The organism is Mycolicibacterium neoaurum, from assembly GCF_036946495.1.
GTDB lineage: Bacteria > Actinomycetota > Actinomycetes > Mycobacteriales > Mycobacteriaceae > Mycobacterium > Mycobacterium neoaurum_B.
The window spans coordinates 3,765,930-3,789,823 of record NZ_JAQIIX010000002.1 but is presented as its reverse complement, the minus strand read 5'-3'; the positions used below and the strand labels follow the sequence as shown (position 1 = coordinate 3,789,823).

General features: G+C 66.0%; 23 protein-coding genes. 7 read left to right on the top strand and 16 right to left on the bottom strand.

Annotated elements, in window-relative coordinates:
- Window positions 1-33 precede the first annotated feature (33 nt).
- From coaD to PGN27_RS23580, 6 genes are all read right to left on the bottom strand, one after another.
- Window positions 34-510 carry a pantetheine-phosphate adenylyltransferase gene (gene coaD / locus PGN27_RS23605; RefSeq protein WP_335328291.1) on the bottom strand — a complete coding sequence of 159 codons (477 nt, stop codon included), beginning with the start codon at window positions 508-510 and terminating at the stop codon, window positions 34-36.
- 11 nt (window positions 511-521) lie between these two features.
- On the bottom strand, window positions 522-1,073 hold the full coding sequence (rsmD, locus tag PGN27_RS23600; RefSeq protein ID WP_335328838.1) for a 16S rRNA (guanine(966)-N(2))-methyltransferase RsmD: 552 nt from the start codon (window positions 1,071-1,073) through the stop codon (window positions 522-524).
- Window positions 1,070-4,489 carry a pyruvate carboxylase gene (locus PGN27_RS23595; protein WP_335328290.1) on the bottom strand — a complete coding sequence of 1,140 codons (3,420 nt, stop codon included), beginning with the start codon at window positions 4,487-4,489 and terminating at the stop codon, window positions 1,070-1,072. The genes rsmD and PGN27_RS23595 overlap by 4 nt, the downstream gene beginning before the upstream one ends.
- 170 nt (window positions 4,490-4,659) lie before the next feature.
- The gene (locus PGN27_RS23590; RefSeq protein ID WP_335328289.1) at window positions 4,660-5,277 is read right to left on the bottom strand and encodes a vitamin K epoxide reductase family protein; all 618 of its coding nucleotides are present in this window, start codon (window positions 5,275-5,277) and stop codon (window positions 4,660-4,662) included.
- Complete coding sequence (locus PGN27_RS23585) at window positions 5,274-6,014, bottom strand: DsbA family protein (RefSeq protein ID WP_335328288.1); 741 nt, start codon at window positions 6,012-6,014, stop codon at window positions 5,274-5,276. The genes PGN27_RS23590 and PGN27_RS23585 overlap by 4 nt, the downstream gene beginning before the upstream one ends.
- 10 nt (window positions 6,015-6,024) lie before the next feature.
- Window positions 6,025-7,107, bottom strand: a complete 1,083-nt coding sequence (locus PGN27_RS23580) for an alpha/beta hydrolase (protein ID WP_335328287.1) — start codon at window positions 7,105-7,107, stop codon at window positions 6,025-6,027.
- Between PGN27_RS23580 and PGN27_RS23575 the strand changes: the two genes are divergently transcribed.
- A complete protein-coding gene (locus PGN27_RS23575) occupies window positions 7,106-7,945 on the top strand; it encodes an aldo/keto reductase (protein ID WP_335328286.1) in 840 nt (279 codons plus the stop codon). The genes PGN27_RS23580 and PGN27_RS23575 overlap by 2 nt on opposite strands.
- Window positions 7,946-7,952: 7 nt before the next feature.
- A complete protein-coding gene (locus PGN27_RS23570; protein WP_335328285.1) occupies window positions 7,953-8,792 on the top strand; it encodes an aldo/keto reductase in 840 nt (279 codons plus the stop codon).
- A 41-nt stretch (window positions 8,793-8,833) separates the two neighbouring features.
- Here PGN27_RS23570 and PGN27_RS23565 read toward each other — a convergent pair whose 3' ends face one another.
- Complete coding sequence (locus PGN27_RS23565; RefSeq protein ID WP_335328284.1) at window positions 8,834-9,979, bottom strand: hypothetical protein; 1,146 nt, start codon at window positions 9,977-9,979, stop codon at window positions 8,834-8,836.
- A complete protein-coding gene (locus tag PGN27_RS23560; RefSeq protein ID WP_335328283.1) occupies window positions 9,972-10,898 on the bottom strand; it encodes a metal-dependent hydrolase in 927 nt (308 codons plus the stop codon). Before PGN27_RS23560 ends, PGN27_RS23565 begins: the two co-directional genes overlap by 8 nt.
- Before the next feature lie 92 nt (window positions 10,899-10,990).
- Here PGN27_RS23560 and PGN27_RS23555 point away from each other — a divergent pair, with 92 nt between their 5' ends.
- Together PGN27_RS23555 and PGN27_RS23550 are read left to right on the top strand one after the other, a co-directional pair.
- Window positions 10,991-11,605, top strand: a complete 615-nt coding sequence (locus PGN27_RS23555) for a TetR/AcrR family transcriptional regulator (protein ID WP_335328282.1) — start codon at window positions 10,991-10,993, stop codon at window positions 11,603-11,605.
- 29 nt (window positions 11,606-11,634) lie between these two features.
- Entirely contained in the window at window positions 11,635-13,206 is a 1,572-nt protein-coding gene (locus PGN27_RS23550; RefSeq protein ID WP_472850856.1) for a serine/threonine-protein kinase, read from the top strand.
- Between the two features lie 3 nt (window positions 13,207-13,209).
- Here PGN27_RS23550 and PGN27_RS23545 read toward each other — a convergent pair whose 3' ends face one another.
- Window positions 13,210-13,989, bottom strand: coding sequence for a serine hydrolase (locus PGN27_RS23545; protein WP_335328836.1), 780 nt, complete (start codon window positions 13,987-13,989; stop codon window positions 13,210-13,212).
- 55 nt (window positions 13,990-14,044) lie between these two features.
- On the bottom strand, window positions 14,045-14,704 hold the full coding sequence (locus tag PGN27_RS23540; protein ID WP_335328281.1) for a DsbA family protein: 660 nt from the start codon (window positions 14,702-14,704) through the stop codon (window positions 14,045-14,047).
- A 104-nt stretch (window positions 14,705-14,808) separates the two neighbouring features.
- Here PGN27_RS23540 and PGN27_RS23535 point away from each other — a divergent pair, with 104 nt between their 5' ends.
- Window positions 14,809-16,032 (top strand): L,D-transpeptidase, encoded by a 1,224-nt coding sequence (locus tag PGN27_RS23535; RefSeq protein WP_335328280.1) that lies wholly within the window; start codon window positions 14,809-14,811, stop codon window positions 16,030-16,032.
- Here the strand turns inward: PGN27_RS23535 and PGN27_RS23530 are convergent, their stop codons facing one another.
- Together PGN27_RS23530 and PGN27_RS23525 are read right to left on the bottom strand one after the other, a co-directional pair.
- Window positions 16,033-16,947, bottom strand: a complete 915-nt coding sequence (locus tag PGN27_RS23530) for a M56 family metallopeptidase (protein ID WP_335328279.1) — start codon at window positions 16,945-16,947, stop codon at window positions 16,033-16,035.
- The gene (locus PGN27_RS23525; RefSeq protein ID WP_335328278.1) at window positions 16,944-17,315 is read right to left on the bottom strand and encodes a BlaI/MecI/CopY family transcriptional regulator; all 372 of its coding nucleotides are present in this window, start codon (window positions 17,313-17,315) and stop codon (window positions 16,944-16,946) included. Before PGN27_RS23525 ends, PGN27_RS23530 begins: the two co-directional genes overlap by 4 nt.
- On the opposite strand from PGN27_RS23525, the gene PGN27_RS23520 reads away from it, so the two are divergent.
- Entirely contained in the window at window positions 17,314-17,685 is a 372-nt protein-coding gene (locus PGN27_RS23520) for an STAS domain-containing protein (RefSeq protein ID WP_335328277.1), read from the top strand. The genes PGN27_RS23525 and PGN27_RS23520 overlap by 2 nt on opposite strands.
- Entirely contained in the window at window positions 17,672-18,085 is a 414-nt protein-coding gene (locus PGN27_RS23515) for an ATP-binding protein (protein ID WP_335328276.1), read from the top strand. The genes PGN27_RS23520 and PGN27_RS23515 overlap by 14 nt, the downstream gene beginning before the upstream one ends.
- A 17-nt stretch (window positions 18,086-18,102) precedes the next feature.
- Here PGN27_RS23515 and PGN27_RS23510 read toward each other — a convergent pair whose 3' ends face one another.
- The 4 genes from PGN27_RS23510 to PGN27_RS23495 all read right to left on the bottom strand — a co-directional run bounded on the left by PGN27_RS23510 (window position 18,103) and on the right by PGN27_RS23495 (window position 23,747).
- Entirely contained in the window at window positions 18,103-18,831 is a 729-nt protein-coding gene (locus PGN27_RS23510; protein ID WP_335328275.1) for a TMEM165/GDT1 family protein, read from the bottom strand.
- 367 nt (window positions 18,832-19,198) lie between these two features.
- Window positions 19,199-19,903: an HNH endonuclease family protein gene (locus PGN27_RS23505; protein WP_335328274.1), complete on the bottom strand. Its 705-nt coding sequence runs from the start codon at window positions 19,901-19,903 to the stop codon at window positions 19,199-19,201.
- Entirely contained in the window at window positions 19,900-22,128 is a 2,229-nt protein-coding gene (gene recG / locus PGN27_RS23500; RefSeq protein ID WP_335328273.1) for an ATP-dependent DNA helicase RecG, read from the bottom strand. Before recG ends, PGN27_RS23505 begins: the two co-directional genes overlap by 4 nt.
- A 2-nt stretch (window positions 22,129-22,130) precedes the next feature.
- Window positions 22,131-23,747: a fatty acid kinase ATP-binding subunit FakA gene (locus PGN27_RS23495; protein WP_335328272.1), complete on the bottom strand. Its 1,617-nt coding sequence runs from the start codon at window positions 23,745-23,747 to the stop codon at window positions 22,131-22,133.
- Window positions 23,748-23,894 lie beyond the last annotated feature (147 nt).

Sequence of the window (23,894 nt, the reverse complement as noted above, 5' to 3'; positions counted from 1 at the left end):
ACTGGGCTTTGTCGGCCGGTGTGTCGCGGAACGCTACTTCTTGAGCTTGTCCCGCAGCCGCGCATTGACCGGTTCGGGCAACAGGTCACTGACGTCACCGCCGAGCGCGGCGACCTCCTTGGCCAGCGACGACGACACGAAGGAGTACGCCGGCGTGGTCGCGACGAAGAACGTGTCGACTTCTGCCACGTGCTTGTTCATCTGCGCCATCTGCAACTCGTATTCGAAGTCGGTGCTCGAGCGAAGGCCCTTGACGATGGCCGTCAGCCCGCGCTCCTTCACGAAATCGACCACCAGTCCGGACCCGGACTCGACCCGCAGGTTGGGCAGATGCGTCGTCGAGGCCTCGATCAGCTCGATGCGTTCGGCCGCGGTGAACATGCCCTTCTTGTTTGGGTTCACCAGCACCGCCACCACGACCTCGTCGAACTGGGCGGCCGCCCGTTCGAAGATGTCGACATGGCCGAGGGTGACGGGGTCGAAGGATCCGGGACATACAGCGCCGCTCATGATCCGAGACGCTACGCGATGACCCCGAACTCCAGCCGGGTGTCACCGTAGCGACGCTCGTCATCGGCTTCCCAGCCGCTCGGCCAGGTCAGTGCTGCCGCCCCGGCAGGTCGTTCGATCACCGCGAGGGCACCGGAACGCACCCAGCCATTGGCGTGCAGAGCACTCAGCACCTTCTCCACGGCGGCGGTGCTCACCTCGTAGGGCGGGTCGGCGAACACCAGATCGATGAGCCGGCCCTTGGATTGCACGACCTTGTCCACGGGGGCGCGACGCACTGCGGCCCCGCGGGCTCCGAGCGCGTCGATGTTCGCTTCGATCACCGCAGCGGCCCGCCGATCCGACTCCACGAACAGCGCCGAGGACGCACCGCGGGACAGCGCCTCCAGGCCCAGGGCTCCGGAACCGGCGTACAGATCCAGCACCCCGATACCGTCGAAATCCAGCCGAGCGGTGAGCACGCTGAACAGCGACTCGCGCACCCGGTCGGTGGTCGGCCGAGTTCCACTGGCGGGCACCGAGATTCGGCGCCCACCGTAGGCTCCGGCGATGATCCGGGTCAGTGCGAGCCCCCGGTCGCGTCACCCTTACCCGTCGAGCCCACCACGACCAGGAGGTCGCCGCCTTCGACTTGGGCGGTGCCGGTGACGGCGATGCGCGCGACGGTGCCGGCTTTGGGTGCGGTGATGGAGGCTTCCATCTTCATGGCCTCGATGGTGGCGATGGTTTGTCCGGCCTGCACCGTGTCACCGGTGTCCACGCCGACAGTGACGACCCCGGCGAACGGGGCGGCGATGTGGTCGGGGTTGGTCTTGTCGGCCTTCTCGGCCGCGGCGACCTCGCTGGCGATGCTGCGGTCGCGGACCAGCGTGGGACGCAGCTGGCCGTTGAGGATCGCCAGCACGGTGCGCATGCCGCGTTCGTCGGCCTCAGACACCGCCTCAAGCCCGATCAGCAACTCCACCCCGGGTTCGAGTTGTACACGGTGTTCCTCGCCCTGGCGCAACCCGTAGAAGAACTGGTTCGCCGAGAGCATCGAGGTGTCACCGTACTGGTCGCGGTGGGCCTGAAATTCCTTGGTCGGCCCTGGGAACAGCAACCGGTTCAACGTTTCCTGACGGGTGCGCCCGCCCACCTTCAGCGCCGCTTCATCCTCGGCCGAGAGCGGGGTTTCCGGTTTGGCGTCGGCGCGGCCCTGCAATGCCTTGCTACGCAACGGTTCCGGCCAGCCACCGGCCGGATCGCCCAACTCACCCCGCAGGAAGCCGATCACACTATCGGGAATGTCGTAGCGGTCCGGGTCCGCGGCGAACTCTGATGCGTCCACCCCGGCACCCACCAACGCCAACGCCAGATCCCCGACCACCTTCGACGACGGGGTCACCTTCACCAACCGGCCCAACACCCGATCCGCCCCGGCATAGGCATTCTCGATCTCCTCGAACCGATCCCCCAACCCCAACGCGACGGCCTGGGTGCGCAGATTGGAAAGCTGCCCACCCGGGATCTCATGGGTGTACACCCGCCCCGTCGGCGCCGGCAGACCAGCTTCAAAGGGCGCATACACCTTGCGCAACGCCTCCCAGTACGGCTCCAGATCACACACCGCTTTGAGATCCAGACCGGTATCACGATCGGTGTGCGCAGTCGCGGCCACGATCGCCGAGAGCGCCGGCTGACTCGTCGTGCCCGCCAACGGCGCCGACGCCCCATCGACTGCGCTGGCACCGGCGGTCCACGCCGCCAAATAGGTCGCCAACTGCCCACCCGGGGTGTCATGGGTGTGCACATGCACCGGCAGATCAAACCGCTCCACCAACGCACCCACCAGCAAGGAGGCGGCCTGCGGACGCAACAACCCGGCCATGTCCTTGATCGCCAACACATGCGCACCGGCCGCCACGATCTGCTCGGCAAGGCGCAGATAGTAATCCAGGGTGTACAAATCCTCGGCCGGATCACTCAGATCCCCGGTATAGGACATCGCGACCTCGGCCACCGCAGTCCCGGTGGCGCGCACCGCATCGATGGCCGGCCGCATCGACTCCACATTGTTCAACGCATCGAAAATCCGGAAAATATCGACACCCGTGGCGGTCGCCTCATCGACAAAGGCACTCGTGACCAGCTCCGGATACGGGGTGTAGCCCACCGTGTTACGGCCACGCAGCAGCATCTGCAAACAGATATTGGGCATCGCCTCGCGCAACGCCGCCAGCCGCTCCCACGGATCTTCCTTCAAAAAGCGCAGCGCCACATCATAAGTCGCCCCACCCCAACACTCCACCGACAACAACTGCGGAGTCAACCGCGCCACATACGGCGCCACCAACAACAACCCATTCGAGCGCACCCGGGTCGCCAACAACGACTGATGCGCATCCCGGAACGTCGTATCGGTCACCCCCAACGCCGCAGACTCCCTGAGCCACTTCGCAAAACCCTCCGGGCCCAGGTCGACCAACTTCTGCTTGGACCCCGCCGGCGGGGGCACCGACAGGTCACATTCGGGCAACTTGTCGGCGGCATACACCGTCGACGGGCGCACCCCGTTGGGCTTGTTGACCGTGACATCGGCCAGATAGTTCAAGATCTTGGTACCCCGGTCGGCCGGAGTGTGCGAGGTCAACAACTGCGGCCGCTCATCGATGAACGACGTCGTCACCCGACCCGCCCGGAAATCCGGATCATCGATCACCGCGAGCAGGAACGGGATGTTGGTCGTCACGCCACGGATCCGGAACTCCGCCAACGCACGACGCGCACGCGCAGCGGCCATCGTGAAATCCCGGCCGCGACAAGTCAATTTCACCAACATCGAGTCGAAATGCGCGCTGATCTCCGCACCGGTATGCGTACCACCGTCCAGGCGGATGCCCGCACCCCCCGGAGAGCGGTAGGCGGTGATCCGCCCGGTGTCGGGCCGGAAGCCATTGGCCGGATCCTCGGTGGTGATGCGGCACTGCATCGCCGCTCCCCGAATGACCAGATTGTCCTGCGAGAGTCCGAGATCGGTCAGCGACTCCCCCGCCGCGATCCGCAACTGCGAGGACACCAAATCCACATCGGTGATCTCCTCGGTGACGGTGTGCTCGACCTGGATCCGCGGATTGCACTCGATGAACACATGATGGCCCCGCTCATCGAGCAGGAATTCGATGGTGCCGGCACAGAAATAATCGATATGCCGGGCCAGCGCGACCGCATCGGCGCAGATCTTCTCCCGCACCGCCGGATCCACATTCGGCGCAGGCGCCAACTCGATGACCTTCTGATGGCGACGCTGCAAACTGCAATCCCGCTCGAACAGATGAATCACATTGCCGGCACCGTCGGCCAGGATCTGGACCTCGATGTGACGCGGGTTGATCACCGCCTGTTCCAAATACACCCGGCCGTCCCCGAACGCCGACTCCGCCTCCCGGGAGGCCGCCTCGACCGCCTCACGCAGCGCCGACGCCTCGGCGACCCGGCGCATCCCGCGACCGCCACCACCGGAGACCGCCTTGACGAACAGCGGGAACTCCATCGACTCCGCCGCGGCCAGCAGGTCCTCGACCGAATCCGAGGGCTCCGAGGACGCCAGCACCGGAAGTCCGGCCTCGCGTGCCGCCGCGATCGCCCGCGCCTTGTTGCCGGTCAGCTCCAGCACCTCGGCCGAGGGACCCACGAAGGTGATCCCCGCCTCCACGCACGCCCGCGCCAACTCCGGGTTCTCCGACATGAATCCATAGCCGGGATACACCGCATCCGCGCCGGCATGCTTGGCCACTCGGATGACCTCGTCCACCGACAGATACGCCCGGACCGGATGGCCTTCATCCCCGATCTGATACGACTCGTCGGCCTTCAACCGGTGCAACGAATTGCGATCCTCGAACGGATACACGGCCACGGTGGCGATATTCATCTCGGTCGCTGCACGGAACGCGCGGATGGCGATCTCGCCGCGGTTGGCCACCAAGAGTTTCGAAATCATCGAACTCTTACTCCTTCGTCTTCGGATCCCGACGGCCCCGGACCGCGCGAGTCGGTAGGGCGCCGGATTCGGCGCGCTTGGCGACACCACAGACCGGCTGATGCGCAGGTATGAGGATACTGACCTGCAGTTAGCTCACCGCGGGATATCCCCGGACTGTGAGTGGCCGGTTACAGCAGCGTCGACCAGTAGTTCCAGAAGCGGACCAGGATCAGCAGCACGACGGCGGTGAACCACAGCGCCACGAGCGACCATCGCCAGTCGTAGAGGATGCGCCCGGCACCGGTGGCGGTCTCGGCGCGCAGGGCGATCGACGAGGCCATCACCAGCAACGGGATGGTGACCGCCCAGACGACCATGCAGTAGGGGCACAGCGCCCCGATCCGGTACAGGCTCTGGAAGATCAGCCAGTGGACGAACACGACGCCGAGCGCGCTGCCGACCGTGAGACCGACCCAGTACCAGCGCGGCAGCGACACCCTGGACACCGCCAGTACGCCGGTGACCAGGACGACGGTGAACGCGACGATGCCGATCAACGAGTTGGGGAAGCCGAAGGCCGAAGCCTGCGGAGTGGTCATCACCGATCCGCAGGACAGCACCGGGTTCAGGCTGCACGACGGGACGTAGCTCGGATCGATGAGGATCTCGATCTTCTCGATCGTCAGCGCACCCGCCGCGGCCAGGCCGAGCACCCCGGCGATCAGCACCCCGATGGCGCTGGATCTGCGCACACCGCTCGGCTCGACCGGAGACTCAGCCGTGTCGAGATCGGCGGTGGCGGTCACGATGCCGCGGCCAGACCCGGGACGTCGCCGACGATCTCCTTGATCTTGGCGACCAGCGCTTCGGGGGTGCTGTACTGGTAGTCCTCACCGTTGATCCGCACGGTGGGTGTGGCGTTGATCTTGGTGGCCGCGGCCATGCCGCCGGCCATCTTGACGTAGCGCTCCTTGTCGATGCACTCGGGCACCTTGCCGGCGGCGCCGGCCTGCCTGGCGGTCTCGATCAGTTGCGCATTGGTCGGGTACGAGCCGCCGACCTCCGAGGGCTGCTGGGCGTAGAGGGCGCCGTGGAAGCGGCGGAACGCCTCGACGGATTCGTCGGCGACGCAGTAGGCCGCACCGCTGGCACGAGAGGAGTAGTTCTGGTTCCCGGCGCTGTCGAGGATGCCGACCATGTAGTAGTCGACGGCGATCACGCCCTTGTCGATGAGCTGGTTGATCGTCGATCCGAAGGCCTTCTCGAATGCTCCGCAGTGCGGGCAGAGCGGATCTTCGTACACCGAGAGCACGACCTTGGGGTCGACACCGTCGTCGTTGCGGACCACCTGGCTGGATTCGACGCGGACCGCACGTGCCTCACCGGCCTCGGGGTTGGTCTCCCCGTTCAGCACGATCCACAGCACCAGTGCCACCGCGAACAGGACGACCACCGAGGTCAGCCCGATCTGGACGAGAAGGTTGCGCTTGCGGTCAGCGGCCTTCAAGTCGTAACTGGCCTGCTTCTTCGGTTTGTTCGCCACGGGATGCAGCCTACCGGCTCAGATGCGCCCGTAGCGCCGAGGTGAGGTCGACGACGGCGAGTTCACTGTCCCCGCCCAGGGGGAAGAAATTGATGAACGCGTGCACCAGCGAGCCGTACTCACGGTGATCCACCGGCACCCCCGCGGCGGTGAGCGCCCGGGCATAGGCCCTGCCCTCGTCCCGCAGCGGGTCGAAACCGGCCGTCACCACCAGCGCGGGCGACAGTCCGGTCAGGTCGGCGGCGTGCAGCGGTGCCACCCGCGGGTCGTCGTGGGCCACACCCGAACCGGCCACATAGTGGTGATCGAACCAGTCGATATCGGCCTTGGTCAGGAAGAAGCCCTCGGCGAACAGCGAGCGCGAGACCGTTTCACCCACCGGATCGACCATCGGATAGATCAGCAGTTGCAGCACAGGCATCCTGGTGCCGGCGGCACGGGCAATTTGAGTGACCACGGCGGCGAGATTGCCACCGGCGCTGTCGCCGCCGATGGCGACCCGGTCGGGGTCCGCGCAGAGCTCCGCGGCATGTTCCAGTGCCCACGAGTAGGCGGCGTAACAGTCCTCGGCCGCGGCGGGTGCCTTGTGTTCGGGCGCCAGTCGATAGTCGACGGCGAGCACGTGCACGCCGGCATCACGGCAGATGCGACGGCAGAACCCGTCATGGGTGGCCAGGCTTCCGACGACAAAGCCGCCACCGTGAAGGAAAACCAGCAGCGGTGCGCCCGCCTCACCGCGATAGTGCCGCAGCGCGATCGGGCCCGCCGGTCCGGCGATGGAGAAGTCGTCGGTCGGCACCACGATGTCGGCCTTGAAGGCGGCCGACGCGGCGTCGAGCTGGGTGCGCGCGACGGTCACATCATCGCAGGCCACAAGGCCGCCGATACCCGAAGCGCGCTGCGCGTTGAGGAGCAATTGCAGGCTGGTGTCCAGGGTGTTGCCGTCGATGACGACGCTGCGCCGGCCCATCAGCAGTCTCTTCACGGGATCCGGGATGCGCGCTAGAAGCGGCACCGACACCCGGCTCGCCACGGTGGCGGCCTTCAATCGCAGCGGGCTCGGGTTCGGCCGCGCTGGCAGACTCGTTTCCATGACTGCCCCCTCATATCCCACACGGTTGCTCAACGACGGACATTCCATCCCCGCGGTCGGGTTGGGAGTCTGGCAGACCCCACCCGAGGACACCAGACTCGCCGTCGAAAGTGCGCTGCGGACTGGCTATCGCCACATCGACACCGCCGCGGCCTATCAGAACGAAACCGAGGTCGGCGAGGGTCTCGTGTCCTCGGGCGTGCCCCGTGCGGACATCTACCTGGTCACCAAGTTGTGGAACTCCGAGCAAGGCTACGACAAGGCGTTGCGGGCATTCGATGCCAGCGCCCAACGCCTCGGCGTGGACTATGTCGATCTCTACCTGATCCACTGGCCGCTGCCCGAGATCAACCTTTACGTGGAGAGCTTCAAGGCGTTGTCCACGCTGCGCGACGAGGGCCGCGTCCGCTCCATCGGCGTCAGTAACTTCCAGCCCGAGCATCTGCGCACACTTATCGACGCCACCGGGATCGTGCCCGCGGTCAATCAGATCGAACTGCACCCCCGGCTTCCGCAGCAGGAGCTGCGCGACCTGCACGCCGAGTTGGGCATCGCCACCGAGGCGTGGAGCCCACTGGGCCAGGGCGGTCTGCTCAGCGAACCGGCGGTCACCGCGATTGCCGAGGCACACAGCAAAACACCAGCCCAGGTGCTGATCAGATGGCATCTACAGCTGGGTAATATCGTCATCCCGAAGTCGGTGAACCCCGATCGGATAGCGAGTAACTTCGACGTGTTCGACTTCGAGTTGACCGAGCAGGACATTGCGTCCATCGGATCTCTCGATGACGGCACTCGGTTGGGTCCCGACCCACGCACCTTCAACTTCACGGGATAGGTAGGACATGACATCGGCAGCAGCTGTGCCCAGTATCGGCTTGAACGACGAGAACACGATTCCGGTTCTCGGAATCGGGGTGGGCGAGCTGACCGACGATGAGGCCGAGCGCGCGGTATCCGCGGCGCTGGAAATCGGTGTCCGGCTTATCGATACCGCCGCTGCCTACGGGAACGAGGCCGGCGTGGGTCGTGCCATCGCCGCGTCGGGCATCCCGCGTGCCGAGATCTTCCTCACCACCAAGCTGGCCACCCAAGATCAGGGCTTCCAGGCGTCTCAGGACGCGGCCAAGGCCAGCCTGGAACGGCTCGGGGTCGATTATCTCGACCTGTATCTGATCCACTGGCCGGGCGGGGACACCGGCAAGTATGTCGACAGCTGGGGCGGACTGCTGCGGGTTCGCGAGGACAAGTTGGCCACCTCCATCGGTGTCGCCAACTTCACACCCGAGGACCTGACCAACATCATCGACCTGTCCTATGTGGCCCCCGCGGTGAATCAGATCGAATTGCACCCCCAACTGGTGCAGACCGAACAGCGTGCCGCGCATGCCGAACACAACATCGTGACCGAGGCCTACAGCCCACTGGGTGTCGGCAAGTTGTTGGACAACCCGACCGTCACCGAGGTGGCCGCGCAGTACGACAAGACCCCGGCGCAGGTGTTGATCCGGTGGAATCTGCAGTTGGGCAACGTGGTGATCCCGCGTTCAGCCAAGCCCGAACGCATCGCGGAGAACTTCGACGTACTGGACTTCGTGTTGGCCGAGGAGCATCTCGCGGCGTTGACGGGACTCGATGACGGCACCCGGTACCGCCCGGACCCGGCCACTTACACCGGGACCTAGTCTCGTCTGATTTCGGCGCGCTGACGATCGCTGTGCGATCGTCAGCGCGCCGAAGTCGTCAGATCCCTGGCCGGCTGGACCGACGAAACCGTCAGTGCGGCAGCGGCACTGAGGCCGGCGATGACGAAGCACACGATGGTGTAGACGAGGCTGCCCGTGGGATCACCATTGGTGGTGACGCCATCCACTGCCGAGAAGTACTCAGGCAGCGCGGTAGCCCATAGGACTGCCATCACCGCCAAATACAGCACGCCGTAACGAATCATCGGCGGATTCACGTAACGCGCCTCAGTGGCGGAGGCGGCGGTGTTGCGCAGCCGCTGCCACTGCTTGAAAAGCACCGGGATCGCGACAACGGTGATCACCGACAACTCCAACGCGTACACGACACCCATCACCGTGACGTTCGTGAATGAGCCGATGACCGTCGCCGGAGCAGGTAGCAATACCGTGCCCACCGACGCGAGCAGACCCACCACGACGGTGCGCCAGACGATCTGGCCGCCGGTGAAGCGCCGGCCGCGGTCGACATGCCTGCCGACGAAGAACTGGACACAGAAGGCCAGCGACATCGGCCAGAGCGCAGCGAAGACCACCACGCTGGGCAGCGGCACCGACGCGAAGAACGGCTGGTTCATCGGATGGTCCAGTGTCCATTCCCACCAGCGAAGCTGCGGTCCCAGGTGGTCGAAGATCTCGTAGAAGGCGTGGTGGACGAAGCCGACGCATATCGCGCCGACCAGGGTTCCGTAGCGGCGGAAGACACCGAGGTTGCGCACGATCTCGAAGGCGATGGTGGCCATCAACGGATAGATCGCCACGATGTAGAGGGGCAGCCTGCCCCACAGGAATTCGACCGTGAAGACGTTGTGCGCGAACATCGTGTCGATGTGTTCCTCGATGCCGAATGCGGCCGGGAAGTACAGCGGCGGTTCGATGATCAGCAGGTAGGCGATGGCGCCGAACCACAACACGAGGTTCGTCGCATCACCGTGGCGACGCAGCCGGATCACCGCATAGGCCAGCGCCAGCACGGCCCCGATGATGATCGTCAGCTCCAGTACCGGCAGCGTCCAATTCTCCAGTGCCAGCGGGTTACGCACCTCGGCGAGGCCCCCGGCCTCCGCGCAGCTGAAGCCCAACCGCTCGGCGAGCTGCTCGAAGGTCGGTCGACACAGATCAGACATCGGCGGAGGCCTTCTTACTCGTGTACCACTGCGTCACGTCGTATCCCTCGTCATAGCGTCTGAACCATTCGTCGGCCAGCACCGGCAACTTCTCATGGGTGGGATCGTGGCCGGGAATCTGACTGCGGACGATACCCACCAGGGCAGCCAGCTGTTCGCGGAAACCCAGATGCGGGAACGGCGCTTGCAGCGGACCGTAGTCGGGTCGGCGACCGATGCGCCTGAGCAGAGCATTCTTTCGCCGTTCAAGAGCGAAGGTCGACACCGCATCGACCTTGCGCACCTCCAGCGGGAGATGCCGGTTGAAACCGTCGCACGCCATCCGCACCACGTCCATCACATGCTTGAAGATCGACGGCGCCACCCGTGCGCGGTACCACGGATCGCCGACCAGATCGTTGTAGATGATCAGCGCCGAGCTGCGGTGCTCGACCTCCTCGACGAAATGCCACAGGAACAGCGAGGCCACCCGGTCATCGCCGGGAGCGAACAGGGTGTCGTCGTTGTCGAGCATCAGCTTGAACACCGGGGTGAACGTGGCCTCCAGATCGGCGGTGTAGGCCAACCGGTACTTCAACGGCTTGTTCGCGACGAGATCGTCGAAGGCGGCGATGACCTGGTCGAGGGTTTCCTTGAGCGCCGGGTAGGCCTTGATCAGGCCCCGGGCGTGCTGACGGTGCGCCATCGAGTGTTGACCCTCTTGCCGGACGAACGCGTCCGCCTCGTCGGCGATCGGTGAGTCGGCGAGCAACGGTTTCGCCTCGGCCATGGTGCTGACGATCATCTTCTCGAAGGCGATGGCCAAGAAGGAGACGGCGTTGGCCATCGCCGAGAAGGCGGGATTGGTCTCATTCCACAGAAACGGCACGTCGTAGTCGGCGAAGGCGAAGCGCATCTTGCGCACCTGGAGATCGGTCACCGCGTGAAGCTATCACACAATCATACGCACTTTCGTCTGACTGTATGTTGACTCTGGCGTGCTAGCGTCGCCATGCCGAGAGGAAGGTGCCGATGGCGCGCAGGCGCGGCTGGGGCGGCGATCCCCCGCACAGTGACGAGGAGGCCACCCGGCGAATCGTCACCGCCGCCGTCGAACTGGTCAGCTCGACCGGCACGGCGATCTCCCTCGCCGACGTCGCGAACTCGTTGGGCATCATCCGCCAGACCGTGTACCGCTACTTCCCCACCTCCGACGCGCTCATGCACGCGGTGGCCATGGCCTCGGTGGACGCCTTCCTGGATCGACTCTCCGCAGCGGTCGAGGGCATCCACGACCCGGCCGAGGCCATCACCGAGGGCACCGTGTTCACCCTCGACGAAGTGACCCGCACACCGCATCTGGGCATCCTGCTGTCGGAGTCCTATCCTCACGACCACAGCGGCGCCCTCACCTCCGCGGAAGCTCGCGCGATCGGTATGCGGATGATCGACCGCTTCGATGTCGACTGGTCCGCACACGGATACGACGACACCAGCCTGGGTGAACTCGTCGAGTTCACGCTGCGCACCATGCTGTCGTTCTTCGTCGCACCGAATACCGACAGGACACCACAGGAGCAACGAAACTTCCTGCGCCGCTGGCTCGGTGGAGCGGTCGCCGCTCAACAGACGCAGAGCCCGGACTGAGCCGCGCCGCTGTCCTCTAGGGTTATCGCGTGCACGAAGGGACCCCGTTCGGTCGGTATCGCCTGGCGACCATGCTGGGCCGCGGCGGCATGGGCGAAGTGTGGCGGGCCTACGACACCGCGATGAACAGATGGGTCGCTCTGAAAGTGCTGCCTCCCAACCTCGCCGATGACGACACCTACCAACGGCGGTTCCGCCGCGAGGCACAGGTGGCGGCCGGGTTGGACGAACCACACATCGTCCCGATCCACGACTTCGGCGAGATCGACGGGCGACTGTATGTCACGATGCGACTGATCGAGGGCAGGACGGTACAGGAACTACTCGAAGCGGGCCCGCTGCCGCCGCATCGGGCCGTCGGCATCACCGAACAGATCGCCGCGGCACTACATGCCGCCCACACCGTCGGGCTGGTACATCGCGACGTCAAACCGTCCAACATTTTGGTGACCCCCGCAGATTTCGCCTACCTCATCGATTTCGGCATCGCCAGAGCCGCCGATGGCACGAAGCTGACCAGCACCGGTTCCACGATCGGCACCCTGGCGTACATGGCGCCGGAGCGACTGTCGACCGACAGCGCCGACGCCCGTGCCGACATCTACGCACTCACCTGCGTCCTGCATGAATGCCTGACCGGGCGCCAACCGTTTCCCGGTGACAGCGCCGAACGTCAGATCACCGGTCATCTCACGTTGCCACCACCCCGACCGTCGATGCTGCAACCCGGGGTCCCGGCCTTGTTGGATCAGGTCATCGCGACCGGGATGGCCAAGAGTCCCGAACATCGCTACGCGACCACGATCGAACTCGCCGGCGCCGCCCGTGCCGCGATCGCCGCACCGGCCGCCTCCTACCGACCTACCGCGGCGACCCACTGGCCACCACCGCATCCCGCTCCCCCGCAATCGTGGCCGGCCGCACCGGCGTGGCAACCGGCCGCTGCTGCGCGACCATGGTGGCGCGGACCGGCCGTGCTGGTCCCGGTCGCGCTGCTCGCCGCCGTCGTCATCGCCGCGACAGTTCTGCTGGCAACCCGGGGTGACAGCGCGTCGAACGCGAGCCAGCAGGTGAGTTCCCCTGCCACAACCGATAGGCGCAACACACCGACGAATACGCTTGTCCCACCGACTCTTCCATCCACGACAACCTCGACGGCGGCGAGTACGCCGAAACTCCAGGACGCCAAGGGACTGGACGGACTGCTGCAGACCATTCGGGGCAAGTTCGGTGACACCATGGGCTTCTCGCTGGTGGTCTATCCCGGCCACGCGGTGTACGACAGGCCCACCCCGACGAACGCGAACGCCAAAGACAGCTTCACCTATCGCGGCGACGGCTGGGAGGAATGGGGCCCGACGACGTCGACCAGTGCCTTCGACATCCTGGTCGACCTCGGTCAGATCAATACGGCCGCCGTCGCCGATGTCCTCGGGAATGCGCCGCAGCACACCGGTGCGCCGGTCGGCTCGGACAGCTACCTGATCATCGAAGGCGCCGAAGGCGGCGGCCTGGACTTGATCATCCATTCGACCGAGCCGGGCACCGGTTTCTTGAGGCTGAACCCCGACGGCAGCATCAAGCAGGTCTACCCGCCGTAAGCGCTACGGAGACAGCAGAATTCGCGCCAGATTCGTGGTGGTTTCGACGCCGTCGTCGTAGCCGCCCTCGCCGCCGAGGGCATTCATGATCGACAGTGTGTAGCGCTGCCGTGGCCCGGCGAAGCCGACACTGTTGACCACCCAGCCGCCCTGCTCCTGGGACCAACCGTTCTTCGCTCCTGGCGCCATCGCCGGACCGGCGCCCCACACACCCCACCGCTGAGCGCCCTCCACACGCTGCATCTCGGCCACCACGGCGCTGGAATTGGCCGGGCTCAGCTTGTCGAGGACGTAATTCATCAGGGCGTCGAAATCGTCGGCCGTGCTCTTTTGGAATCCCCAGTACGGGTAGACGTCGCCGAACCCCGGCTGCGGCCGGACCCCGGTCATGCCGTAGCGCGGGAAGTTGGCGTTGAAGACGTTTGCGGCGCCGCCGTACTCCGACCACAGTGCGTCGGCGGCAGCATTGTCAGAGTTTCGGAGCATTGCGACCATCTGCTCGCGATCGGTGGCCGTCAGGCGCACCGTTCCCGATTGTTCTCGCGACAACAGGTCGGCCACCATCGCCAGCTTGATCGTCGATGCCGTCCAGATGGGTGTGGCGGCGTTCGCGTTGCGGTACTTGGCGCCGGTGGCTCTGTCTCGCAACACGAATCCGACCGTGCCGGGCCGGTCGACCAGATAGTTCTCGGCGGCCACCAGGCGCTCACGCAGGGCACACTGCGCTTCCCCGGCCGGGCAGTCCGCCGACGCCACCGCCCGTTCGGTCGACGCCATCAACATCAGCGACAGCAGCACGATCACGACACGACGCAACACAGACACGGTGCGCGGCGCCCTAGTCAAGTGCACGCTCCAGCGCTTCGCGGAGATCTTCGGTCCGGTACACAGGAATCTGCTGACCGTCGATGAAGAACGTCGGCGTGCCGTGCACGCCGAGCGCCACACCATCCTCGACATCCCGACGGATCCGCCGGGCGGTCTCGGGGTCGACATAGTCACTGTCGAATCGGGCCATGTCCAGGCCCAATTGCTCGGCGAAGCCGCGGAATACGTCATCGGCGGGCGTCGGACGTTCGCCCCATTGCGGCTGGGTCTCATACATCATGCGATACATGGCCTCCAGACGACCCTGACGTGCGGCCGCCTCGACCGCGCGGGCCGCACGTTCGGCGTTGACGTGGCCCGGAAGCGGGAAGTACCGCAACACGAATTCGACCCGATCGCCGTACTCAGTGCGCAACCGCTCGACGATCGGGTACGCGGCCCGGCATCCCTCGCATTCGAAATCCAGGAATTCGACGAACGTCACCGTGGCGTCGGGTGGATCGTCGAGACGGTGACTGTCGGGGCGGACCACCTCCACACCACCGGTGGCGGACGGCAGCCGTTCCGGCCCTTCGCCGGTGCACAGCACCAACATGGAGATGCCGCTGGCGGCGACGATGATGACCACGGCAGCGGTCAACAGCGTCCGGCCTATCGGGGTCTTCAGCACCACACCTCCCCCACCGGCACCGGCGCACACGCCGGACCTGCATCTACGTACCAAGTCCGTAGGATGGTAACGCAACCCCAGACGAGCGGACGGGAACTAGAGCCATGGGACGAGTCCAGGCCACCGGGCGGCGGCGCAGCGTCATGAGCGCGGTTGTCTGCCTGCTCACGCTGTGCGCTGTGGTCATCGGCATGACCGGCTGCGGCAGCCGGCCGGCACCGGTGGCGCAACCGGAGACGATTGCCGAAAAGGGCACTCCCTACGGCGATCTGCTGGTGCCCGAACTACGCATGTCGGTCAACGACGGCGCGATCGGTGTTCCGGTCGAGACACCGGTGACGGTGCGCGCCGAGGCCGGCGTGCTGGACAACGTGACCTTGGTCAACGAACAGGGCCGGGTCGTGAAGAGTGAGCTGAGTCCCGACGGGGTCAGCTGGCGTTCGGCGGAGCCGCTCGGCTACAACCGTCAGTACACACTGCACGCCGAGGCGCTCGGCCTCGGCGGTCGCACCGCCACCACGGCGAAGTTCGAGACGCATTCCCCGCAGAACCTCACCATGCCGTATGTGATACCTGGCAACGGTGAGGTGGTCGGGGTGGGACAGCCGGTCGCGGTCAGCTTCGACGAACCGATCCCGGATCGATTGGCCGCCCAGGAAGCCATCACCGTCACCACCAACCCACCGGTGGAAGGCGCGTTCTATTGGCTCAACTCCCGCGAGGTCCGCTGGCGCCCAGCCGAATACTGGAAGCCCGGTACCGAGGTCGAGGTTCAGGTGCGCACCTATGGCGTGGATCTGGGTGACGGGCTGTTCGGGCAGGACAATGTCAGTAGCCGGTTCACCATCGGCGATGAGGTCATCGCCATCGCCGACGACAGCACCAAGTCGCTGACCGTGCGCATCAACGGTGCGGTGGCCAAGACGATCCCGATATCCATGGGTAAGAACGCCACCCCCACCGACAACGGGGTGTACATCGTCGCCGAACGGTTGCCGTTCATGGTGATGGACTCGTCGACCTACGGCGTCCCGGTCAACTCACCGGACGGGTATCGCACGGAGGTGAACTGGGCCACGCGGATGTCCTACAGCGGGATTTTCGTGCACGCGGCCCCGTGGTCGGTGGGCAGCCAGGGGTACGCCAACGTCAGCCATGGGTGCCTCAACGCCAGTACAGAGAACGCGAAGTGGTTCTACGACAACACCAAACGCGGCGATATCGTCGAGGTGGTCAACACTGTCGGGCCGACCCTGTCGGGTACCGACGGACTCGGCGACTGGAACATTCCGTGGCCGCAGTGGAAGGCGGGCAACGCCAACCTGTGATCAGTGCTGACACAACAGATTGATCAGCACCGGCGCGCACACGGTCGCCGCGATGACCGCCACCGTGAGGATCTGGTGGCAGCCGGTAGTCAGGGCTCCGGCGGGCTCGCGCAGTCGGGCAACCCTGGCGTGGACGGCGTGGGAGCCGACGGACAACCCGCCAACCGGCGCGGGACCGGCGAGTTTGACCATCCCGGCGATCAAAACCCCGCGACCGTGCCTGCGCGCCGCGGTGTCGTCGGCGCACATCTCCAACAGCGCGGCAACCGCGCCGACACCACGGGTGAACAGCGGGAGCCGGGAAAGACTGTGCGACAGCGCCCGCAAGACCATCAGCAGGTGGTGATGGCGTCCGGCCAGATGCGCCTGCTCGTGGGCGAGCACGGCACCCAGCTGAGCCTCATCCAGGGCGTGCACCGCGGCGGTGGTGAGCACGATGGCGTGCGGACGGCCGGCGACGCAGTACGCCGCGGCGCGGTCGGCGTCGATGACGAAGACGTCCTGCCGGTCGGTCGGCGTGCCGATGATGCGGGCGGCTCGGGCATGTTCGGCGCTGCGCGCCCGAAAGCCTGCCACCGCGCGAGCCACCCTGATCCCCACCATCGTCGAGATCACCGCACCGGCAACGATCAGTAGAGCCAGACTCGTCGACCCGGGGGTCAGCGACCGCTCCGGCACACCGATCATCTCCAGGCACAACACGATCGTCGCCGAGCCGGGTAGTCCGCTGACCGCCGCGCTCACGATCACCAGCACCGAGACCGACCAGGCCAACACCACCGCCGCGATGGCGGTGAGCCAGGCGGCCACCCCGAGTCGAGGATTGAGTCCCGCGCCGGTCAGCTTGTGCAGCAACGCCGGCGCCGCCCAGATCAGTACCGCGCCATAGGCCAGCAGATACGCCGCAATCGTCATCGCGGCCGCTTCGGCGCATGTCGTAGCGCGGCCCTTAGTTGCGCCGACTCCTCCGCCGACATCTGGTCGACGAAGAAGGCCAGCACCGCCTCGGCATTGCCGCCGGAGTCGAACGCCGCACGCATCAACTGCGCCGAACGCTCCTCGCGCGTCATGGTCGGCCAGTACCGGTATGCCTTACCCTCGCGGTCCCGGCGGACCCACCCCTTGCGGTAGAGGTTGTCCATCGTGGACAGCACTGTCGTGTAGGCAATCTGGCGAGCATCGGCGAGCTGTTCGAAGATGTCGCGGACGGTGGCTCCGTCAGCGGACGCCCAGACGCGGTCCATGACCGTCGCTTCGAGATCTCCCAGACCGCGCTGCTGCATGCCCACCTCAATCCGACTGCTGGATGGCTACCTCGGTCCAATCTATCCGGATGTGCGCGACTGGGGTCCCGGCTGCCTCCCGACCGGCCGCGTCAACATGGTGGCCGCACCAGGTCTGCGCAAACAGCTTCACTCGCTGGTCGAGGACGGGCACACCCGCGTGGTCGTCGACCTCAGCGGCGTCGATTTCATCGACTCCTCCGGACTCGGAGCATTGATATCCGGACTGAAGGTCGCCCGCCAGGCAGGTGGCGATCTTCGCATCGCCGCGCCGTCCCGGCAGGTGACCTCGGTCTTGGAGCTGACCAACCTCAATCGCGTGCTGCGCGCCCATGCAGAGGCCGAGAGTGCCTTCGATGACCACACCTGAGAAGTTCGTCCTGGACACCGTCACCGGGCCCGACACCCTGGCCGCCGTCCAGCAGACCCTGGACGCGCTGTGGTCGGATCACCCGGACATCCCGGACATGGTGCGGTTGCACATGGATCTGGCCGCCGGGGAGATCGGGGCCAACATCATCGAGCACTCCGGTGATGGCAGCCCGGTTCATCTACGGATGACCGTCGAGCTGTCCTCGGGCGCGATACGCACGATCTTCACCGACGACGGCCACCCCGCGCCCATCGACGTGCACCAGCCGCGGATGCCCGACGAGATGTCCGAACATGGTCGCGGCCTGGCGATCGCCCACCGCGTGCTCGATGAGCTGTCCTATCGTCGCGACCACAACGGCAACCATTGGACACTCATTCGGAACCTCACCGAGTGAAGCGCCGCAGCACGCGGTCAGCGCGCGCTGGTGGGTGTCTCGTCCTCGTCGCGGGCGGGTTCGGCCGGACGACGTAGCACCGCGGGCCGCAGCCGCTCCGGCAATGCGCGCAGCGCGAGAACGGTGGCCACCAGGATCGCTGCGGTGCCGCCGGCGACGACGATCACCGATGCCGCCGGGAAGGCGTTCTCCAACACCATGAAGGAACCGAACACCAGGAACAGGGCTGCGGCTCCGATCTGGATGATCCGCTCCGGCAGGTGCTTACCCAACACCGCGCCGACGATGATCGCCAGGCCATCGGCGACCACCATTCCCAGCGTCGACCCGATCCACACGCCCGCCCAGTTGTTGTCCGCGGCCAAGGTGACCGTCGCCAACATCGTCTTGTCACCGAGCTCGGCAAGGAAGAAGGCGGACGTCACCACGAAGAACGCCGGCGCGGTGGCCCGCTGCGCGACGCTGGCCTCTTCATCGCTGAGCTTGTCACCGCGCAACGTCCAGGCACCGAAGAAGATGAACATCACACCCGCGATCAGGCCGAGCAGGTGCCCGGGGAGTGCCGCACCCAGATAGTGCCCGATCGCCACCGAGAGCACATGCACGACAGTCGTCGCCGCGGTGATCGCGGCCAGCACGACCCACCACCGGTATCGCAACGCGAATGTCATCGCCACCAGTTGGGTTTTGTCACCGAGCTCGGCGATGAAGATGACGGCAAAGCTGAGCACCAAGGCGGACAGCACGCGAACCTCCCAGATCACAGGCTGCCGTGGAGAGCAGTGCACTCCGGCCGGCAGCCATCAATTGGCTTCATACGGCCGAAGGTCTCGTCCACCGACTGTCGTCGGTCCAGATGACCGGGACGTCCGGCCAATTGCCGGCGGTCCAGTATGTCGATCACCCGATTGGGGGCTACTCCCCTTCGCTGCAGACGAGGTTAGCCCAGGCCGCCCCGGCGTGCAACCTGGGACTTTTCAAAGGTGTTCTACAACAACAACTTTGGGAGCCCACGCAACTGAATTTGGTCAGCCGAACGGGACACGCGCGGTTCCTGAGAATGTTTGTCGCGACGCCTGACGGTGTGTTTCGGCGACCCGAAACCGGCGCGTCCTAGCCGATCGGGCAGGTCGCCGCCGCCTCGCGCAACACCCGCGCCGAGGACATATCGACGGGCAACCGGTAACCACGCAGAACCTCGGCGAACTGCACCGCGTACTGGCACCAGAACGCGCGGTTGGGCGGCATCCACACCGCCGGCTCACTGTCACCCTTGTCCTGATTGGCGCCACCGGCGACGGCGATCAGATTCGCGGGGTCATTGGCGAACCGCAGTCGCAGATCATCCGGCCAATTCCTGGCACCGAGATCCCAGGCCAACGCCAACGGCACGATGTGGTCGATCTGCACCGAGGCACCGATCTGGTTGCCACGCACGAACGCGATGGTCTCGTTGGTATAAGGATCGACCAACGTACCGGTAGCCACCGCGGTCGGACAACGCTTGATCGAGACGTAGGACTTCTCGATCAAATCGCGATCGAGGATGTCGTTGCGGGTATCGCAACCGTTGCGACCGCCGGGTGCGTCGTTGTCGTCATCCCAGGACTCACCGAAGGCGTCGCGGCGGTAATCGTGTCCGCGCACCCGGGATGGAATCTCGGTGACGCCCGCCAGGACATCGGCGCCGAGCGCCAGCGTCGGCGTATCGGCCTCGGCGACGAAACGGGAAGAGCCCGCACCCGGTTCGGTACCGACCTGCACGGCGACCAGCACGGTCAGCGCGACGCCTGCGGCGAGCAACGCCACCCGCTTCACGATTTGTCCAGATACTGAACGCGATCGGTGTCGGAGAACGGGGCCGCCAGCACCGCCAGGCCACCCTGGTCGGGGTTGTCCAGATACGCCTGTTCGCAGAAGCTACGTGCCTCCTGGATGATGTCGAGATGCTCGGCCAACGACAGGAAACGCAGTGTGGTGAGCCGGCCGGACTGGTTGTGGCCCAGCACGTCACCTTCCTGACGCTCCTGCAGATCGAGATCGGCCAACGCGAAACCGTCGAGGGTTCCGGCGACCGCACGCAACCGCTCGGCGGCCTTGGAGCTCTCCGGCATCCGGGTCACCAGCAGGCACAGGCTCGGGTGCTTGCCGCGCCCGATACGACCGCGCAGCTGATGCAACTGGCTGATACCGAACCGATCGGCGTCCATGATCACCATCATGGTGGAGTTGGGCACGTCGACGCCGACCTCGATCACCGTCGTGCACACCAGTACATCGATCTCGCCGGCGCGGAACGCCGACATCACCGCGTCCTTCTCCTCACCGGACAGCCGACCGTGCATGAGGCCCAGCCGCAGACCGGCCAGCGGACCACTGCGTAGCCGGTCCAGCATCTGCAACACCGTGATCGGCGGCGGACCATGCTCATAGGCGTTCTTCTTGTCGGGCTCCTCGTCGATTCGCGAGGCGACCACGTACGCCTGCCGGCCGGCCGCGACCTCCTCGGTGATCCGCGCCCATGCCCTGTCCAGCCATGCCGGTTTGTCCCTGGCGAAGATGACGTTGCTGGCGATCGGCTGCCGGCCGCGCGGCAGTTCCCGAAGGGTGGAGGTCTCCAGATCCCCGAATACGGTCAGCGCTATCGTGCGCGGGATCGGGGTGGCCGTCATCACCAACAGGTGCGGCGTGATGCCTCCGGTGGCCTTGGCCCGCAATCGATCTCGCTGCTCGACACCGAACCTGTGTTGTTCGTCGACCACCACCATGCCGAGCCGGGAGAACTCGACCGACTCCTGGATCAGAGCGTGGGTGCCGATCACGATCCCGGCCGTTCCTGACGCGATCTGATCACGGGCCTGCCGCTTCTGCTGCGTGGACATCGAGCCGGTCAGCAGGGCGACCCCGGTCGCGTCGTCGGCGGCACCCAGTTCACCGGCCATGGCCAATGGTCCGAGAACATCACGGATCGACCGATAATGCTGCGCAGCAAGAACTTCGGTGGGCGCCAGCAATGCGCACTGCATTCCCGCGTCGACCATCTGCAGCATGGCCAGGACCGAGACGATGGTCTTACCCGATCCGACCTCACCCTGCAGCATCCGGTTCATCGGCCGCGTCCCGGCCAACTCATCGGAGATGACGCCGAGGACCTCGCGCTGCCCGCCGGTGAGTTCGAAGGGCAACTGCTTGTGCAGGGCAGCCAGTAGACCGTCACCGCGGACCGGGGCCGACGGTCCGGTCTCACCGAGTTCGCCGTAGCGCCGTGACACCAGAGCCCACTGCAGCCCGACGGCCTCGTCATAGGTCAGCCGCTCGTGGGCGGCGGCACGTTCGGCCGCGTTCTCGGCGAGGTGCACCGCTCGCAGCGCGGCGTCCTCGGAGATCAGATCCCACCTGTCGAGTATCGATTCGGGCAGCACCTCGGGAACGGGATCGAGGACAGCGAGCACCTGTTTGATACAGGCGTAGATATCCCAGCTCTGAAGTTTCTTGGTGGCCGGGTAGATAGGGAAGAAGTCCTTCTCGAATGCCGCCAGCACATCGTCGCCGGACTGTCCCGACGCCTCGGCGATCTTCGCGAACGACCGCGTGCCGATGGTGCGCCCGGTGGGCGAATCGATGATCAAGAACGCCGGATGCGACAGCTGCACGGTGTTGCGGAAGTAGCCGATCTCGCCGGACAGCATCACCCGGGTGCCCTCGACCAGGCTGTTGATCAGATAATCGGCATTGAAGAACGTCGCGGTGATCGGCGGATTCCGGTCGCCGAGGGTGACGCGCAGCAGCTTGCGCTGCCGCTTACCGTGTTGCGCTTTCATCGGCCGCACATCGGTTTTGGTGATGGTGTCGACGAAGGTCACATGGGTGCCCTCCTCGAGCTCGATCTGCTCCCCCTCCTCGCGGACGTTGATACCGTCGCTGTACTTGCGCGGATAATGCCGCAGCAGGTCGTTGACGGTGCGCAGTCCGAACGCCTCTTCCAGCGAGGTGGCGGCCTTGGTCCCGAGCACGTGGGACAACAGGTCCGACAGCGCGACCATGGTTACTCCACCCCGATCAACAGTGCGTCACCGTCGTGATCGGTGCGGTAGCTGACCAATTCCGCGCCCAGGTGCTGGCGGCGAACGTGTTCCCGCAGCCTGTCGCCCACACCGTCGTCGACACCGGCGCCGATCAGTATGGTCACCAGTTCGCCGCCGGACGCCAACAACAGATCGATGAGCCCGGCCGCGGCAGCCACCACATCTCGGCCGACGATCAACACCTCGTCACCGGTGATGCCCAGGCCGTCGCCGGTCTTGCAGGAACCGGCCCACGTCAGCGCGTCTTCGGTGGCGATCCGCACCGACCCGTGCCGCGCGCCGGCAGCCGCGCGAGCCATGGTGTAGGCATCGTCGACGCCGTGGCGGCCGATATCGTGCACCGCCAATGCCGCCAGGCCCTGCACCATGGACGCGGTCGGGACGGGGACAACGTCGATCCCCCACCCCGTTGCCGCGGTACAACCCGCAACCAATTCTTCGGCGGCGATGAACCCGTTGGGCAACAACATGATCTGCGCGGCATCGGCCTCGACGAGGGCGCGCAGCAATTGCTGGGCACTGATCGGTCGGCCGTCCTCGGGCCGCAGCACCCGGGCGCCCTCGCCGCCGAACAGCGTTGCCGCGCCATCGCCGTCGACGACGGCGAGCACCGCACGGTCCTGACTTCCCGCGGCGACCGGCCGAGCACCGGTCAGCAACGTCACCTGGATACCGCTGGGCATCCCGGCCACCAGGCCCGCTTCCACGGCTGCGCCTGCGTCATCGGTGTGCACATGCACCGAGTGCGCACCGTTGCGCCCGGCGGTGATGGCCACCGAATCCCCCAGCGCGTCCAACGCTGCACGCAACGTGTCGATGGCCTCGGCCGTCGAACCGGTCAGCAGATACATCACCTCGAACCGTGGCGGTGCCGGATCGGTGTGCGCCGGCTCGGCCATGGTGGCGGGTCGGTAGGTGTCACGAGCGGGGGCGGTCCCCGACAGGATGGCGGTCATCGCGTCCAGCAGTACCAGCAGCCCCCGACCACCGGCGTCCACCACCCCCGCCTCGGCCAGCACGTCGAGTTGATCGGTGGTGCGATCCAACGCGACGCTCGCCGCAGCGGCGCCGGCGGCAACCACATCGGCGATCTCCGACGCGGCATGTGCCTCGGCGGCGCCCGCCGCTGTGCGCTGTTCTGCGGCCTCCGCCGCGGCGGACAGCACCGAGACGATGGTCCCCGGCACCGCCTGCCCCATCGACTCGACCACCAGCGCCTCGGCGCGGCGCAGCGCCATCGCGAAGGCGGGTCCATCGATCTCGGTCAGACCACCCTCGGCCGTCACGTCGGCCAGACCACGCAGGATCTGCGACAGGATCACCCCCGAGTTCCCGCGAGCGCCCCGCAATGCGCCATCGGCGAGCAGGCCCGCCAGGCCCACCAGGTCCAGGTCCTCGCGCCCCTCGATGCCTGCGACCGCGGCGCGCATCGTGAACAGCATGTTGGTGCCGGTATCGGAGTCGGCCACCGGGAAGACATTGAGGCGGTTGATCTCGTCGGTATGAGTGATCAGGTGCGCGACGGCGGTATGGGCCCACCGCCGCAACGCCGATGCGTCGACCCGCCCAGCCGCCATGTACACCTCCCGAACATCCACCGAACCGTGCCGGCCAGAATAGTCATCGCCGCTGACAGGACCGGTGATCTGCACAGGCTGTGGACAGCGTTTTGGAGATCCGTTCCCGAGGCCGGTATCCTGGTCAGGTTGTCGGGTCACCCTCCC